General features: G+C 60.2%; 11 protein-coding genes. 6 read left to right on the plus strand and 5 right to left on the minus strand.

Annotation, left to right across the window (positions count from 1 at the left end):
• Window positions 1-126 precede the first annotated feature (126 nt).
• Window positions 127-1,275, plus strand: a complete 1,149-nt coding sequence (locus tag ACM6JM_RS12900) for a pyridoxal phosphate-dependent aminotransferase (protein WP_414882014.1) — start codon at window positions 127-129, stop codon at window positions 1,273-1,275.
• Window positions 1,263-2,054, plus strand: a complete 792-nt coding sequence (locus tag ACM6JM_RS12905; RefSeq protein ID WP_039766189.1) for an amidohydrolase — start codon at window positions 1,263-1,265, stop codon at window positions 2,052-2,054. The genes ACM6JM_RS12900 and ACM6JM_RS12905 overlap by 13 nt, the downstream gene beginning before the upstream one ends.
• Before the next feature lie 196 nt (window positions 2,055-2,250).
• Here the strand turns inward: ACM6JM_RS12905 and leuA are convergent, their stop codons facing one another.
• The 4 genes from leuA to ACM6JM_RS12925 form a co-directional block, all read right to left on the minus strand.
• A complete protein-coding gene (gene leuA / locus ACM6JM_RS12910) occupies window positions 2,251-3,930 on the minus strand; it encodes a 2-isopropylmalate synthase (RefSeq protein WP_007956672.1) in 1,680 nt (559 codons plus the stop codon).
• A 367-nt stretch (window positions 3,931-4,297) separates the two neighbouring features.
• The gene (locus tag ACM6JM_RS12915; protein ID WP_039765736.1) at window positions 4,298-5,119 is read right to left on the minus strand and encodes a peptidoglycan DD-metalloendopeptidase family protein; all 822 of its coding nucleotides are present in this window, start codon (window positions 5,117-5,119) and stop codon (window positions 4,298-4,300) included.
• 3 nt (window positions 5,120-5,122) lie between these two features.
• The gene (gene xseA / locus ACM6JM_RS12920; protein WP_039765738.1) at window positions 5,123-6,502 is read right to left on the minus strand and encodes an exodeoxyribonuclease VII large subunit; all 1,380 of its coding nucleotides are present in this window, start codon (window positions 6,500-6,502) and stop codon (window positions 5,123-5,125) included.
• 10 nt (window positions 6,503-6,512) lie between these two features.
• On the minus strand, window positions 6,513-7,400 hold the full coding sequence (locus tag ACM6JM_RS12925) for a LysR family transcriptional regulator (protein WP_414882015.1): 888 nt from the start codon (window positions 7,398-7,400) through the stop codon (window positions 6,513-6,515).
• 100 nt (window positions 7,401-7,500) lie between these two features.
• On the opposite strand from ACM6JM_RS12925, the gene ACM6JM_RS12930 reads away from it, so the two are divergent.
• The 4 genes from ACM6JM_RS12930 (at window position 7,501) to guaA (ending at window position 12,152) form a co-directional block, all read left to right on the plus strand.
• Window positions 7,501-8,268: a sulfite exporter TauE/SafE family protein gene (locus ACM6JM_RS12930; protein ID WP_074691031.1), complete on the plus strand. Its 768-nt coding sequence runs from the start codon at window positions 7,501-7,503 to the stop codon at window positions 8,266-8,268.
• A 73-nt stretch (window positions 8,269-8,341) separates the two neighbouring features.
• The gene (locus ACM6JM_RS12935) at window positions 8,342-8,890 is read left to right on the plus strand and encodes a hypothetical protein (RefSeq protein WP_011335799.1); all 549 of its coding nucleotides are present in this window, start codon (window positions 8,342-8,344) and stop codon (window positions 8,888-8,890) included.
• Window positions 8,891-9,005: 115 nt separating this feature from the next.
• Complete coding sequence (gene guaB, locus ACM6JM_RS12940) at window positions 9,006-10,475, plus strand: IMP dehydrogenase (protein ID WP_085649329.1); 1,470 nt, start codon at window positions 9,006-9,008, stop codon at window positions 10,473-10,475.
• A gap of 99 nt (window positions 10,476-10,574) precedes the next feature.
• Complete coding sequence (guaA, locus tag ACM6JM_RS12945) at window positions 10,575-12,152, plus strand: glutamine-hydrolyzing GMP synthase (RefSeq protein ID WP_064599229.1); 1,578 nt, start codon at window positions 10,575-10,577, stop codon at window positions 12,150-12,152.
• An 83-nt stretch (window positions 12,153-12,235) separates the two neighbouring features.
• On the opposite strand, the gene ACM6JM_RS12950 is transcribed toward guaA, so the two are convergent.
• On the minus strand, window positions 12,236-16,792 hold the full coding sequence (locus ACM6JM_RS12950) for a membrane-targeted effector domain-containing toxin (RefSeq protein WP_414882199.1): 4,557 nt from the start codon (window positions 16,790-16,792) through the stop codon (window positions 12,236-12,238).
• Window positions 16,793-16,807: the final 15 nt, after the last annotated feature.

Below are 16,807 nucleotides of genomic sequence, written 5' to 3' on the forward strand. Positions count from 1 at the left end.
CTTCAAGTTAAAGCGTGGAAGCAAAGAAGGGCTCTGTTCAGAGCCCTTTTTTGTGGGCGATGGATTGATGCTTGAAACTTGTCGCTTGCAGCTTGAAACTTGCAGCTCACCTGCAAGGGGCTCCCGATGATCACCAGCAAGCTGCCGAATGTCGGCATCACTATTTTCACGCAGATGTCTCAGCTCGCGGCGCAGACCGGAGCGATCAACCTTTCCCAGGGTTTTCCCGATTTCGACGGCCCGCAGGCACTGCGCGACGCGGTCGGTCGACACATCGCCAGTGGCCATAACCAGTATTCGCCGATGACCGGCCTGCCGGCGCTGCGCCAGCAGATCGCGGCGAAAATCGCCCGCAGTTATGGCGCCAGCGTCGATGCCGATACCGAAGTGACCGTGACCCCCGGCGCGACCCAGGCGATTTTCTGTGCCATTCAGGCGGTTATCCACAGCGGCGACGAAGTCATCGTGTTCGACCCGGCCTACGACAGCTATGAGCCCGCAGTAGAGTTGGCCGGCGGACGCTGCGTGCATGTGCAACTTGGGCTGAAAGATTTCTCCATCGATTTCGACAAACTCAGCGCAGCCCTGAGCCCGCGCACGCGGATGATCATCCTCAACACCCCGCACAACCCGAGCGGTGCCTTGATCAGTCGCGCCGAGCTGGATCAGTTGGCGGCGTTGATCCGAGATCGCGACATCTACGTGATCAGCGACGAAGTCTATGAACACCTGGTGTTTGACGGCGTGCCGCACGTCAGCGTGCTGGCCCATGAAGAGCTGTATCAGCGAGCCTTCGTGGTCAGCTCGTTCGGCAAGACCTATCACGTCACCGGCTGGAAAACCGGTTACGTCGTGGCGCCGCCGGCCCTGACGGCGGAGCTGCGCAAGGTGCACCAGTACGTCAGTTTCTGCGGCGTGACCCCGTTGCAGTTTGCTTTGGCCGATTACATGGCCGAGCATCCGGAACACGTCGAAGAGCTGCCGGGCTTCTATCAGGCCAAGCGTGATCTGTTCTGTGATCTGCTGGCGCCGTCGCGATTCAGTTTCACCCGTGTCACCGGCACCTATTTCCAGTTGGTCGAATACTCGCAAATTCGCCCTGATTTGAACGATGTCGAAATGGCGATGTGGATGACCCGTGAGCATGGCGTGGCGAGTATTCCGGTGTCGGTGTTCTACCAGAATCCACCCGAAGGCCAGCGCCTGGTGCGCCTGTGCTTTGCCAAACGTGAGGAGACGCTGCGGGAAGCGGCGGCCAAGCTATGCGTGATCTGAGTGCGTTGCCCGACCTCAATCTGGCGCTGATCCAGACCAGTCTGGCCTGGCATGACCGTCAGGCCAATCTCGAGCATTTCGATGTGTTGCTGGAGCAGGCGCGCGGTGCGGATCTGATCATCCTGCCGGAAATGTTCACTACCGGATTCTCCATGGCGTCCGAAACCCTGGCCGAAGCCGAAAACGGCCCGACCAGCAAATGGCTGCGGGCCCAGGCAGCGAAGCTGAACGCAGTCGTCACGGGCAGCGTGATCATCCAGGCCGCCGACGGCAGCCACCGCAACCGCTTGCTGTGGGCGCGGCCGGACGGCGAAGTGCTGCATTACGACAAACGCCACCTGTTCCGCATGGCCGGCGAGCACAATCATTACACGCCCGGCGAGCGCCAGGTGCAGTTCGAACTCAAGGGCTGGCGGGTGCGTCCGCTGATTTGCTACGACTTGCGCTTCCCGGTGTGGAGTCGCGACGCTCAGGACACTGACCTGCTGCTGTACACCGCCAACTGGCCGGGCGCACGGCGTCAGCACTGGAACCGGTTGCTGCCGGCCCGGGCGATCGAAAACCTCTGCTATGTGGCGGCGGTCAACCGCGTTGGCACCGATGGCAAGGGTTTCGCGTATACCGGCGACAGTCAGGTGCTGGATTTCCAGGGCGAGAGTTTGCTGGCAGCGGGGGAGGCTGACGGGGTGTTCAAGGTGGTTCTGGAAGCGGCTTCGCTGGCGGCTTACCGCGAGCGGTTTCCGGCGAATCTTGACGCGGACACCTTCGAGTTCACTTGATAGCCCAGATCACCTAGATCGTTCCCACGTCGAGGCGTCGAACCGTCCGCGTGGGAATGCCTCAAGGGACGCAGAGCGTCCCAGTGACGCAGAGCGTCACGAGCTGCATTCCCACGCAGAGCGTGGGAACGATCAGATAGAAAATAAAAAGGCCCCGGAGTTCGCACTCAGGGGCCTTTTGCATTGCAGCGGTCAGTTACGCCGCTTTCGCTTCCGGCTGGCTCAGCGAGCGGTTCAGCGCACTGAACAGGGCCTTGAAGCTGGCGGTGGTGATGTTTTCATCGATGCCCACGCCGTGCACCGCACGTTCGCCGTTCACACGCAGTTCGATGTAGGCCGCCGCCTTGGCGTTGGTGCCCGCGCCAATGGCGTGTTCGTTGTAGTCCATGATCTCCACCGGAATCGGCAGACCGGCCACCAGCGCTTCCAGCGCGCCGTTGCCCTTGCCGCGCCAGTGCAGATTGGTTTCGCCCTGACCCTTGCTCGCCACTTCCACTTCGACGGCGCTGTTGCCGTTTTCTTCCTGCAGGCGATGGCTGACCAGCGCGTACGGGGTGTTGGCTTGCAGATATTCGCTGTGCAACAGCGCGTGGATTTGCTGGGCAGTCATTTCCAGACCCAGGCGGTCGGTTTCACGCTGCACGACCTGGCTGAATTCGATCTGCATGCGACGTGGCAGGCTGATGCCGTATTCCTGCTCCAGCAAGTAGGCGATGCCGCCCTTGCCCGACTGACTGTTGACGCGGATCACCGCCTCGTAGCTGCGGCCGATGTCGGCCGGGTCGATCGGCAGGTACGGTACTTCCCACAGTGCGTCGGATTTCTGCTGGGCGAAGCCCTTGCGGATCGCGTCCTGGTGGGAGCCGGAGAACGCGGTGTGCACCAGGTCGCCGACGTATGGGTGGCGCGGGTGAACCTGGATCTGGTTGCACTCTTCGACCACCTTGCGCACGCCGTCGATGTCCGAGAAGTCCAGTTGCGGGTCGAGGCCCTGGGTGTACATGTTCAGTGCCACGGTGACGAGGTCGACGTTGCCGGTACGCTCGCCGTTGCCGAACAGGCAGCCTTCGACGCGGTCGGCTCCGGCCATCAGGCCCAGCTCGGTGGCGGCTACGCCGGTGCCGCGGTCGTTGTGGGTGTGCAGGCTGATGATCACGCTGTCACGACGGTTGATGTTGCGGTGGAACCACTCGATCTGGTCTGCGTAGACGTTCGGGGTCGCGCATTCAACGGTGGCCGGCAGGTTGAGGATGATCTTGTGCTCAGGCGTCGGGTTCCAGACCTCGATCACCGCGTCACAGACTTCCTTGGCAAATTCCAGTTCGGTGGCGCTGAAGGTTTCCGGCGAGTACTCGAAGGTCCACTCGGTGTCCGGCTGCATGGCGGCGTATTTGACGAACAGCTTGGCGGCGTTCACGGCGATGGCCTTGATCCCGTCCTTGTCCTGGTTGAAGACGATGCGACGGAAAGAAGGGGAGGTGGCGTTGTACAGGTGAACGATTGCCTTCTTCGCCCCGCGCAGGGATTCGAAGGTGCGCTCGATCAGGTCTTCACGGCCCTGGGTCAGCACCTGGATGGTGGTGTCGTCCGGGATGTGGCCGTCTTCGATCAAGGTGCGCACGAAGTCGAAGTCGGTTTGCGAAGCGGCCGGGAACGACGCCTCGATTTCCTTCACACCCACCTGCACCAGGGTTTTCCAGAAGCGCAGCTTTTTCACCGCGTCCATTGGTTCGATCAGCGACTGGTTGCCGTCACGCAGGTCGGAGCTGCACCAGATCGGCGCGGCATCGATGGTTTTCGACGGCCAGGTGCGATCCGGCAGGTTGATCACTGGAAACGCGCGGTATTTCGAAGACGGGTCTTTGAGCATGCTCATCGGGAAATTCCTTATTGTCTGGGCCGAAAAGAGGCGGCCTGCCGGTGGAACGAACGTTCTTGGAAAAGCGTGGGACGAGGCGCAGCGATTCAGCCCGGCAGTCGTGCGCTGACGAGGCACAGGCTGCGGTGCTGGCGAAGCTGAATGAGGGTGTGAGAGGTTTTCATGCCCTCAACCCTAACCGCGAGGGATGAGGATGGCAAGCAGTCGGAAAAAATTGAGAGGAATACCCGGAAAGTGGTTTTTTCCGAGATTTTATTCTCTGAATCAAAGTGAATGTTTGCAGAGATTGCGCAGTCCGTTCGTCGTGCGCAATCCCTGTGGGAGCGACCTTGCTCGCGATGGGGCCAGTCGCTTCACCCACAAATCAAGGCTGGAATGCCCCAATGAAAATCGCCGGATCGACCCGCGCATCGTTCAGGCTGACGTTCCAGTGCATGTGCGGCCCGGTCGCCCTACCTGTAGCGCCAACCTTGCCCACCACCGCACCGCGCGCCAGTTGCTGGCCGTTCTGCACATCAATCTTCGACATATGGCAGAACATGCTGATGAAGCCCTGGCCGTGGTCGACGAACACTGTGTTGCCATTGAAGAAGTAGTTGCCGATCAGAATTACCTTGCCCGCTGCCGGGGTCTTGATCGGCGTGCCGGCCGGCACTGCGAAGTCGAGGCCTGCGTGCGGATTGCGCTCTTCACCGTTGAAGAAACGGCGCACGCCGAACTTGCTCGACAGCGGTCCGTTGACCGGTTTGTCCAGCAGCAGGTTGCTCGGTGTGTTCGGGCTGAAACTGCGATAGGCCTTGATCTGCTCGGCCAGTTCGCCCTCGATGCGCTTGAGGTTGGCCGGGTTTGGATTGACCTGCTGGGTGTTCTTCAGGGTGATGTGCTGTTCCGGGTATTTCTTGTTGCCGACATTGAAGTTGAGATTACGGCCGCCACTGCTGATCTGCTGAACGCCGGGTTTGACGGTCAACGGAACGCCGACAATCGCCAGCCAGTTGTTCTGTTCCTTGACCACCAGCACCGGTTTGCCCTGATACGTGGCTTTCGGCGCTTGCGCAGCGGTCCCCAGATCGACGACAGCCACGCCGCCCGGCACCGGTTTGTTCAGCAGGCGGGTGATGTAACTGTCGGCGTGGGCGTTGAAGGTCAGGCACAGCAACAGCAGCGGAGCGAGAAAACGCGGCATGGATCAGTCCAGTAAAGAAAGGGTGACGGGCGTCAGGTGATTGTCCTCGACGCGCACTTGCAGTTCGCCTTCGCCCAGTCTGGCCTTGAGGCGCTGGCCGGTGTGAGTCTGCGCGGCGTTGCGGATCGCGTTGCCGCGCTCATCCAGCAGAATGCTGTAGCCACGACCGAGAGTCGCCAGCGGGCTGACCACGTGCAGGGTCTGCATCTGGCTTTGCAGCAGCAGGCGACGGCGTTTAAGGCCTTCGTTCATGGCGCGTGGCAAGCGTTCAGCGAGACTGTCGAGGCGCTGGCGCAACAGGGCCAGTTGGCGCCCCGGATGCTGCCCGGCGAGGCGGGTTTCCAGACGAATCAGGCGTTCGCGACGGGTATTGAGCTGGCGCTCGAACGCCCGGCGCATGCGCATGTCCAGATCATCCAGACGTTGTGCCTGCTGGCGCAGACGCTCGCCGGGATGGCGCAAGCGGCGGGTCATGCCTTCAAGGCGCAATCGATCGCGCATCAGTCGGTCACGCATGCGCATCACCAACCGGCGATGCAGGCTTTCGACCTGACGGATCAGGTGGCTGGAATCCGGGGCAAGCAGTTCAGCCGCGGCGGACGGTGTCGGTGCGCGCACGTCAGCCACGAAGTCGCTGATCGACACATCGGTTTCATGGCCTACCGCGCTGACGATCGGCGTGACGCAGGCATCTACCGCCCGGGCCACGGCTTCTTCGTTGAAGCACCAGAGGTCTTCCAGCGAGCCGCCGCCACGGGCCAGGATGAGCGCGTCGAAGCCACGGGCGTCCGCCAGTTTCAGGGCGCGGACAATCTGCGCGGTGGCTTCGCGGCCCTGAACGGCGGTCGGAATCAACGTCAGTTGCACCTGCGGCGCGCGGCGGCGGAACACGCTGATGATGTCGCGAATGACCGCACCGGTGGGAGAACTGATGATGCCGATGCGCTGCGGATGCGCCGGCAGCGGCACCTTGCGCTCGGCACTGAACAGGCCTTCGGCGCTGAGCTTTTCCTTCAAGGCATCGAAGGCCAGACGCAGGGCACCGTCACCGGCAGGCTCCACGGTGTCGAGGATCAACTGATAGTCGCCACGCCCTTCGAACAGCGAGACCTTGCCGCGCACCTTGACCGCCAGACCGTCCTTCAGCGCCTGACGCACCCGCGCGGCATTCTGGCGGAACAGCGCGCAACGCACCTGCGCACCGCTGTCCTTGAGCGTGAAATACACGTGGCCAGACGCCGGGCGGGCGAGGTTGGAGATTTCGCCTTCGACCCAGATGTTGCTGAACACGTCTTCGAGCAACACCCGCGCGCGGCCGTTGAGCTGGCTGACGGTCAGGACTTCGCGGTCGAGGCCGAGTCTTGCAAAGGGATCTTTAATCATGGGGCGCAGTTTAAAGGCATTCGCCGGTGAATGTCTGGAGGAAGTGTCGCACCAGAGGTGTGGGATTTTGCCGAGAAGCGAGGGCGACGGTGCTCTGGCAATCGCCGGTCAGCGGCAGAAATCTCACACCGGCGGGCGCAATGTCCTGCATCGACTCCGGCAGCAGAGCGATGCCGAATCCGGCCTGGATCAACTGCAATTGCGTGGTCTTGCGCGACATCACCCGTGCAGGCTGAGGAAAAAAGCCGTGACGCATGCACAGGTCGGCGCACAAATAACTCAGCCCGCCGCGCTGTGGGTGCGGGATGGAAATGAATGCTTCGTCCTTCAATTGCGCCAGGTCGACTGCCTCCGCCAAAGCCAGTCGATGATCCGCCGGCACAGCAAGCAGCAAGCGTTCGGTATAGAGCGGCACAATCTGAACGCCCTCGCGCTGGCGCAGCACCGGCAGGCGCAGAAGGCCGATGTCGAGGCGGCCCTCGGCCAGTTCCTCAAGCTGTGCTTCCGAGGAGAGCGTGCCGATGTCCAGCGAAATACCGGGCTGCTGCTTCAGGTAAGCGCTCATGTCGCGCAACAGTCGGCCGCTGATCGGCACGGTACTCGAGTGACACACGCGCAAAGTACCGCGCTGCCCTTGGCCAATTTCCGTGGCCAAAGTGCTTGCCTTGTTCAATTCATTCAGCAGGTTTCTCGCTCGGGGCAGGAACGCTTCGCCAGCGGCGGTGAGGCGGGGTTGGCGTGCGGTGCGTTCGAACAGCGGCGTTTGCAGGCGGGTTTCCATGTCCTTGATCTGCCGGCTCAGCGCCGACTGAGCAATGAACAGCCGTTCGGCTGCGGCACTGAAGCTGCCGCTCTCGGCGATTTCCACGAAGTAACGCAATTGGCGGGTTGAAAGCACGAGGCATGCCTTTTCGAGATGGCTTGGCGGTTTCGAAGATATTAGTCGCAACCCTCGGCGCTGGCTAAAGTCATCGCAGGCTTATAAAGGAAGCGAACGGATGAGCGTGGCGGGGTTGTTGAGCGAATGGTCGTGGGGCGCCCAGGGCTGGGTGGTGATCGGATTGGCCATCGCGCTGGCCTACATCGTGTTCGGGATTGCCGGTTTTGGCACGGCGCTGGTGGCGGGGCCGATTCTGATTCTGTTCATGCCGCTGTCGAAGATCGTGCCGTTGCTGGTGCTGCTGGATTTCGTCGCGGCGTTCGGCAATCTGCTGCCGTCGCGGCGAGATGTAGCGAAACCGGAATTGCTGCGGCTGCTGCCGTGCATGGCGGTGGGCTGCACGCTGGGGGTGATTTTCCTGCTTAACCTCAAGTCCGATCTGCTGTTGCTGTTGATGGGATTGTTCATCAGTGCTTATGCGATCTACAGCTTGTGGATCAAGGCTCGGCCGGCGCAGTTATCTGCTGGGTGGGCGTTGCCGATGGGCACCGTGGGCGGGCTGTTCGGGGCATTGTTTGGCAGCGGCGGCTTTCTTTATGCGATCTACCTCAACAGTCGATTGCCCAAGGACGCGGCGCGGGCCACGCAAAGTGCGCTGATCAGTTGCAGCACGGTGGTGCGTTTGAGCCTGTTCGCCATCGCCGGGGTGTATGCCGAGCTACCCTTGTTGATGCTTGCGCTGTGCCTGTTGCCGGCCATGGCGCTGGGCTTGTGGGTCGGACGGCGCTTGACCATGCGCCTGTCCCGCGAGGCCTTCGTGCGGCTGGTGACCTGGCTGGTGCTGGCGAGCGGGATTGCGCTGATCGGCCGCTATTTAAGCACTTGACCGGATTTTGTCAGGGATTAAGCTGCCGGCCGCGTTCGTCGCAGAACATCCTTTGACGCAGCAGGCTTGCACCATGAATTCCCAAAGCATCATCGTCCCGAAAATTTCCAACCTGCCGGTGCACGAGCCCCGGGCCCGGGCGATCCTGCGCTGGCTGGTGCGCAAGAACATCGTCAAGGAAGAGCTGAGCACCTGTGGACGTACCGGCAATCGCATGGCCTACGCCATCGCCGATGGTGCGCGCGCGGTGGTGTTGCATCCCGAGGCGCTGCCGTTCGGTGAGCCGATCAATGGGCTGGAAGTCATCACCAAGCGCTGCATCTACACCCCGGCCAAGGGTTTTCTCGAAGAAGCCGGGTGCGCCGAATGCCGTCAGGAGATCGGCGAAGCGTTGTTCGAAAGCCTGGAAGACTGGATGCCGGGCCGCACCGATAACTTCACCTGCCCTGAATGCGGGCATGAGGACGACATCAACGGTTTTCTGTATTTGCAGGAGTGCGGGTTTTCCAATCTCGGTTTCATCTTCAACAACTGGCTGGAGGCGGGTTTCAAGCAGAGTTTCATCGACGAATTCGCCGACTGGCTGGATCAACCGGTGAGCTGGGTCAAGGTCGAGTTGTAAGGGGCGTTTTTCCCGTACATCAGCAACATTGATATAAGACAAGTTTTACATTGAGCCCGGTAGGGTGTCTGAGTATAATGGCGCGCTTCCATTTTCCCGCTCGGGAGCCCCCGCGATGCTGCGTATCAGCCAAGAAGCTCTGACCTTCGACGACATTCTTTTAGTGCCTGGTTATTCCGAGGTGCTTCCTAACGAAGTCAGTCTGAAGACCCGCCTTACCCGTGGCATCGAGCTGAACATTCCTCTGGTTTCTGCCGCCATGGACACCGTCACCGAAGCCCGTCTGGCAATCGCCATGGCTCAGGAAGGTGGCATCGGCATTATCCACAAGAACATGACCATCGAGCAGCAAGCTGCCGAAGTTCGCAAGGTCAAGAAGTTCGAAGCCGGTGTGGTCAAGGATCCAATCACCATCGAGGCTGACGCCACGGTTCGTGATCTGTTCGAACTGACCCGCATGCACAACATTTCCGGCGTTCCGGTGCTGCACGATGGCGACCTGGTCGGCATCGTCACTTCCCGTGACGTACGTTTCGAAACCCGTCTGGATGCCACCGTTCGTGAAGTGATGACGCCCAAAGAGCGTCTGGTCACTGTTCGCGAAGGCGCCGACAAGAACGAAGTCCGCGAGCTGCTGCACAAGCACCGCCTGGAAAAAGTCCTGATCGTCGACGACAAGTTTGCCCTCAAAGGCATGATGACCGTCAAAGACATCGAAAAAGCCAAGGCCTACCCGCTGGCCAGCAAGGACGACCAGGGTCGTCTGCGCGTTGGCGCTGCGGTCGGTACCGGTAAAGACACCGGTGACCGCGTTGCCGCTCTGGTTCATGCCGGTGTGGACGTGGTGGTGGTCGACACCGCGCACGGTCACTCCAAGGGCGTGATCGACCGCGTTCGCTGGGTCAAAGAGAACTTCCCTGAAGTGCAGGTAATCGGTGGCAACATCGCCACCGGCGCAGCCGCCAAGGCTCTGGCCGAAGCTGGCGCCGACGCCGTCAAGGTCGGTATCGGCCCTGGCTCGATCTGCACCACCCGTATCGTCGCCGGTGTCGGCGTTCCGCAAATCAGTGCCATCGCCAACGTTGCCGCTGCCCTCGAAGGCACTGGCGTTCCGTTGATCGCCGACGGCGGCATCCGTTTCTCCGGTGACCTGTCCAAGGCCATCGTGGCCGGTGCTTCCTGCGTGATGATGGGCTCGATGTTCGCCGGTACCGAAGAAGCGCCGGGTGAGATCGAACTGTTCCAGGGCCGTTCGTACAAGGCTTATCGCGGCATGGGTTCGCTGGGCGCCATGTCCCAGGCTCAAGGTTCTTCTGACCGTTACTTCCAGGACTCCTCGGCAGGCGCCGAGAAGCTGGTTCCGGAAGGCATCGAAGGCCGTGTTCCTTACAAGGGCACCCTGAGCGCGATCATCCACCAGTTGATGGGCGGTCTGCGTTCCTCGATGGGTTACACCGGCAGCGCCAACATCGAAGAAATGCGCACCAAGCCCGAGTTTGTGCGGATCACCGGTGCCGGCATGGCCGAATCCCACGTTCACGACGTGCAGATCACCAAGGAAGCGCCAAACTACCGCGTAGGTTGAGGCTTCAAGCAAAACGTTAAATGACCGGGGCTGTTTTATTCAGCCCCGAGTTGTTTCTGAATCAAGACTGTTTCTGAATTATTTAGACGAGACTGAATCATGGCCCTCGACATTCACGCTCACCGCATCCTGATCCTCGACTTCGGTTCGCAATACACCCAACTGATCGCCCGCCGCGTGCGCGAGATCGGTGTGTACTGCGAACTGCACCCGTTCGACATGGACGAAGATGCGATCCGCGAATTTGCGCCAAAAGGCGTGATCCTCGCCGGCGGTCCCGAGTCCGTGCACGAAGCCAACAGCCCGCGCTGCCCGCAAGCGGTGTTCGATCTGGGCGTACCGGTCTTCGGTATCTGCTACGGCATGCAGACCATGGCCGAACAACTGGGCGGCAAGGTTGAAGGCTCCGAGCTGCGTGAGTTCGGTTACGCCCGCGTTGACGTGGTCGGCAAGAGCCGCCTGCTCGACGGCATCGAAGACCATATCGACGCTGACGGCCTGTTCGGCCTCGACGTGTGGATGAGCCACGGTGACAAGGTCACCAGGATGCCGAGCGATTTCCACATCCTGGCCAGCACCCCGAGCTGCCCGATCGCCGGCATGTTCAACGACGAGCGCGCCTACTATGGCGTGCAGTTCCACCCGGAAGTGACCCACACCAAGCAGGGCGGTCGCATCCTGTCGCGTTTCGTTCTCGACATCTGCGGCTGTGAAGCCCTGTGGACCCCGTCGAAGATCGCCGAAGACGCCATCGCCAACATCCGCGCACAGGTCGGTACCGACAACGTGCTGCTGGGTCTGTCCGGCGGTGTGGATTCCTCGGTGGTTGCGGCGCTGCTGCACAAGGCCATCGGTGATCAACTGACCTGCGTCTTCGTCGACAACGGCCTGCTGCGTCTGCACGAAGGCGAGCAAGTGATGGCCATGTTCGCCGAGAACATGGGCGTCAAGGTGATCCGCGCCAACGCGGAAGACCAGTTCCTGAACAACCTGGCCGGCGAAGCCGATCCGGAGAAGAAGCGCAAGATCATCGGCCGTACCTTCATCGACGTGTTCGATGCCGAATCCTGCAAGCTGGACAACATCAAGTACCTGGCTCAGGGCACCATCTACCCGGACGTGATCGAGTCGGCTGGCGCGAAAAGCGGCAAGGCCCACGTGATCAAGTCGCACCACAACGTGGGCGGCTTGCCGGAAGAGATGAACCTGAAACTGGTCGAGCCACTGCGCGAACTGTTCAAGGACGAAGTCCGTCGTCTGGGCCTGGAACTGGGCCTGCCGTACGACATGGTCTACCGTCACCCGTTCCCGGGCCCGGGCCTGGGCGTGCGCATCCTCGGCGAAGTGAAGAAGGAATACGCCGACCTGCTGCGTCGCGCCGACCACATCTTCATCGAAGAACTGCGCAAGGCCGACTGGTACCACAAGGTCAGCCAGGCCTTCGTCGTGTTCCAGCCGGTGAAATCGGTTGGCGTGGTCGGCGACGGCCGTCGTTACGCCTGGGTCGTGGCCCTGCGTGCCGTGGAGACCATCGACTTCATGACCGCGCGTTGGGCTCACCTGCCTTACGAACTGTTGGAAACCGTCAGCGGCCGCATCATCAATGAAATCGAAGGCATTTCGCGCGTGACTTACGACGTGTCGAGCAAGCCGCCGGCGACCATTGAGTGGGAGTGATCCCGCTTAAGCCCTGAAGGCATAAACGCACCCAATACAAAAAACCGTGTGAATCAGTGATTCACACGGTTTTTTGTTTTTGATTACAAGGGTTTTGACCAGCCGGCCAGCTTCATGCCGCGTTGATCAAGTGCCTTGAGCAGTGCATGGATGCTGTCGAAACGTTTTTCATGGAGGTTGGGCCATGAGGGACGCTCGATGAAAAAGCGACCGGATTCGAATTCGATCGGAGTCAGCACCATCCGGTTCTCGCGGGATCGGTGGCAAAGGAAGGTTTGCCGAGGTTCTCGCTTCAAGGTGTAGAGCCCAGGTCGGGCCAGCAGTTTTTCCAGTTCCGGTCTCGTTTGCGCATACCAGGGCGTCTCCACCTGCAGCCGCAGGTCGCCCTTGGCCAGGCCGGCGGAGGCGCCACTGTGGTCGAGAAACGTTCTGCCCGGATCGGGCTCGATGCCGTTTGAGTGCCCTTGGGCAACATCCTCGACGCGCAAACCAATGGCACCCTCCAGTTCACTGACTCCCGCAACGCCCTCAAAGGTATTGGAATGAGAGTTCCCCATCAGCGCCACCCACCGGTGCGTGCCTCTTGTTGTCTGGTCGGCGCTTATCACTGTCCGGGCGTGGAAGTTCATCATTTTTTGCCGGATCGCCAGTTCGTAGGTCTGCATGCCGTCCAGTTTGTAACTGGCCATGCAGTCTATGGCCTGAACCCGGATGCCATGCTTGTTTGACTCCAGCACCAGATTGAGAAAGGTATAGCGTCCGGATGGATCGGTCAGATGCCCGAGGTCCTGACTGATCAAATACCACTCGAGATTCCGGGGCATTACCGATGTCCTGGCAAAGTTGTCCAGAGCCGCCTGGTGAAAGTCTGTCAGCAGATGTTCCAGATAGATGGTTTTTACACCGTGTCTGGCCAGGGTTTGCATATTGTCGATGAGAAACTGTTTGGCGCCGATCTCTGAATGGCTCTCGCCGACGACCAGTCCCGAAAACTCTTCGAATAGCCGGGCGATGATTGTGGGACCCGACGAGGCGGGGTCCAGCGGCGTAGCGACCGGGCGCTGAGGCAGGCGCAGATCCGCGTAGAAGCGTATGGCATCCTGTAGCAGTCGTTTTCTCAGGGCTTTGAAGTTCGCATAGGCCTCGGCGGATTCACTGACCGTAAACTCGTCTGACAGCAGGCGAGGTTCATGGCCGATGACCGCTTCTGTCAGGGCCTGACGGTGTTGAGGCAGGATGTCATACGGCGAAGTGACCTGCGGAGTATCCGTTACGGTGGATGACGGGAAAGGCATCCTCTGCGCGCTGCTTGCCGACACAGAAGGAATGGGCGGCTCGCCGATGGCTGGTGATTTGCCAGGTATGGCTTTGGGATCGATACGCACCCGCCTCAGACTCAGGCCTTCATCTTCAAGGGCTTCGGACAGTGCTTGAATGCTCTCGAAATGACGACCCGTGACAGAAGTCCAACGTGGTCGTGTCACGAAAATGCCACCTTCATCTCGCTGGACAGGGGTGTTCACCAGTTGGCCGTTGCCACTGCGGTGGACCAGCATCGACTGGCCGCGCTCGACCTGAACCATGAACATGCCTTTGCGTGGCAGCGCTTCATCGAGCGTGCGCGCGGTGGTTGTCGCGGCAGTGGCTTGCAGTTGCAGGCGCAAGTCACTCTTTATCAGGTCGACAGGCCGTTGCAGCAAATCGAATACTTTTTTACCAGGGTCGACCGTGATTCCGCGAATCGGATCCAGAGAAACTGCCTCGACACGCAGCGATGCAGCGCCTACCAGTTCACTGAGCCCGGGAACGTTTTCGAAGGTGCTGGCGCGTTCCTGGTCCACCAGCGCGACCCAGCGATGAGAGCCCCTTGCTGCCTGATCGGCCCGGATCACGGTATCGGAAAAGTAGTTCATCATTTTCCGGCTACTGATATCGGATGTTTGCTCCATGAGCGGAAAGCGCCGGCTGGCCATGCAGTCGAGGGCCTGCACGCGGATATGATTCTTCTGTGCGCTCCTGACCAGTTCAGTGTACGTGTGGGCAGAAGCTGGATCTGTATCGAGCCGTGAATCCAGAAGTTTCAGATAATCCTCCAGCGCGGGAGACATCTTGCCGGTCTTGTGGAAGGCATCGAGATCCACCTGATGAAAATCGGTCAGCAGATGATCCATGTACAAGGTCTTGACCTTCTGTTTGCTCATGACCTTCAGGTTGTCGATCAGCACTTGCCGGGCGCCGGTGGTGTTGTCCTGGCCGATTACCAGTCCGGGCGTTTCCTTGAGCACGCGCTTGCTCATCTCGGAAAAGGACGTGCCGGACTTGAATGCAGGCAGGGGTGGACGTGGGGGCTGATTCGGGGCGGCGTAGAAGTTGATGGCGTCGTCATAAAGATTGCGGCGTGTGGATTTGAACGTCTGATACAGGCGGTCACTCCCGTTGACGCTGTCCAGCGGAAAGTCATCGACACGGGCTTCTGCCAAGGGCTGCATCGTCGTTCTGGAGGCGCCGGGGACATCATAGGGCATCGGTTCTGTCGATACTTCGGGCAGCGGATCGGCAGTGTGCCCCCAGGGCCACTCACCGAAAATTTTCATGCCGCCTCTGAGTCCGGGCCGAGCGACAGGCTCCCACTGGCGTGCTTCGTTCAGGCGCACCGGCACGTTGCGATAGAACGAGTAGGGATTGGCCGGATCGATGATGACCCAACCCCGCAACTGCCCGACATAGCGAACCTGATAAAAGCCGTCGCCCGAGGCGCGGCGCATGTAGATGTACTGTTTACCGGAGGGCGTACGAATAATTTCCTTGAATTTTGGATTGCCGGCCTCAATCCGCGAAGCCTCGGTGGGCACGGTCTTGAATGAAGCGAGGAAATCCTCGGGCTGCGCAGGTAGAACCTGTTTCGGTGCGATCTCTGCCAGTTCAGGCAGTGGCGAACGGATAGCGGCCGCTGCGGAAAGTTTTTCTTCTGTGGTAATGGACAGTCCGGTTTCAGCAATGGACTCTTGCGACGCGATGACGGTATTGGTCTCGGCGATCTCCGGCAGTCGACCACTGCCCTTGATAAAGGTGGCGTTGAACAGCGTATCGATGGCAGAGAATATCGCTCCGGTCACGGCGGCCTTTCGCGCCTGAGGCGTTTTGCCATTCACGGCCTGATCGATTTGCAGACCGACGCTGGCAATGCCGGCGCCAACGACCGCCAGCGCCACTGGCCAGCCAACGGCAGCCAATGGGCCAAACATCCGGTTGAATGCGCTGAGATAACCGATCCACAGCTTTTTGCGCAGGTCGCCATTGGAATGCATCATGAATTCCGCATCGCTGATCATCCGCGCCTGCGTTGCCGTCGACAGGAAGGAAAAAATGTCCTTGTCCAACGCTTCGCCGGTATGGGCAACCAGCGTGTGATCGTTGCTGTCCCAGGTACTGACCAGCAGATCCAGGACATGGCTGAGCCCGACATTTTCGATATGCGGGGCGCGCCAGAGCTCCGAAACGATGCCTGCCAGAGGCCCCAGTACCCAGAGCCAGCGGCGATTGGCGACCGCACGCCAGGAGGTATCTTCCATGATGTCGTGATCGGCAACCTGGAAATGCGCCATGAAGCGTTTTCGATCCGAAGGCTTTCTGATCTGCGACAGCACCCACCAATGCAGGTCGCGAGCGTTCTGCAAGGCGTGCACGCCCCAGATTTCTCCCGGTACGTACAGGATGACGCCGCCCTTTCCATCGCTGATGCACAGGATATCGGTCGCAACGAAGCCGCCGATTTTCAGCAGACCCACGCGCAGGCCATCGGGCGGCAGTACCTCAACCTCAAGCATTTTGCGCGTGACCGGCCAGCTCACATTGCCGGCGATGGCTTTGACTGCCACCCTGAAATTGTCATCCGACAGTCGACCGCTTTCACGATCCTCCATCGCCTTGGCCAGGAAGGTGCATTTGGCCAGTGTCCGGAATGTCGTGCCGTGTTTGCTCCAGAAAGAGTCCACCTTTTGCCGGTAGCGGTCAGCGAAATTGATCGCCCAGAACGCCTTTAGTACATCGCTGCTGTGCAACCGGACTTCGTTGGTTTCGTTGTAGGTGCCGGCATCCGGTCCGGCGGTATAGAAACCGGCATCGGAATCCAGCAGGTCGGCGTTGTCCTGGTCGTGCACGCTGAATCGCTGGATCACCAGTTGCGGCAAGGTCATCGATTCGCGCGGGACTTCGAACAGGTGTTCCCAGCCGGTGAAAGTTCGGGGGCTGCTCTGGGCGGCCCGGAATCGATGCCAGTAAACCTGCTCCGGCTCCAGGCCTCTGATGCCATGACGATCAAGAATGTCCCTGGCAATCGCGCAGGCCATTTCGTACATGTCGGGGCAGGCCTCGACCAGTGCCGGGACCAACGCCCTTAGCGCTTTTCGGTCGTCGGAGTTGGGCAGCGTGATGTCGTTGGTTGTGTCCACAGTCTTTCCTTGAGCGTGGTGGTTGAAAAAAAACACCGCGATCATTTCAAGCCAAGGCGTGATTTGTCTGTCAGACGCCGGGACAGGTTGTTGTCGTATCAAGTCAAACGGCAGATAGGAAAACTCCGCAGCGAAGTGATCCTGACCCGGGCAGGCCGGATGAGGCCTGTCCGGTGTCGGGAAAACCATCGACACAGCGTTCGA

It is taken from the genome of Pseudomonas sp. IT-P2 (assembly GCF_949767575.1).
Lineage (GTDB): Bacteria > Pseudomonadota > Gammaproteobacteria > Pseudomonadales > Pseudomonadaceae > Aquipseudomonas > Aquipseudomonas pharyngis.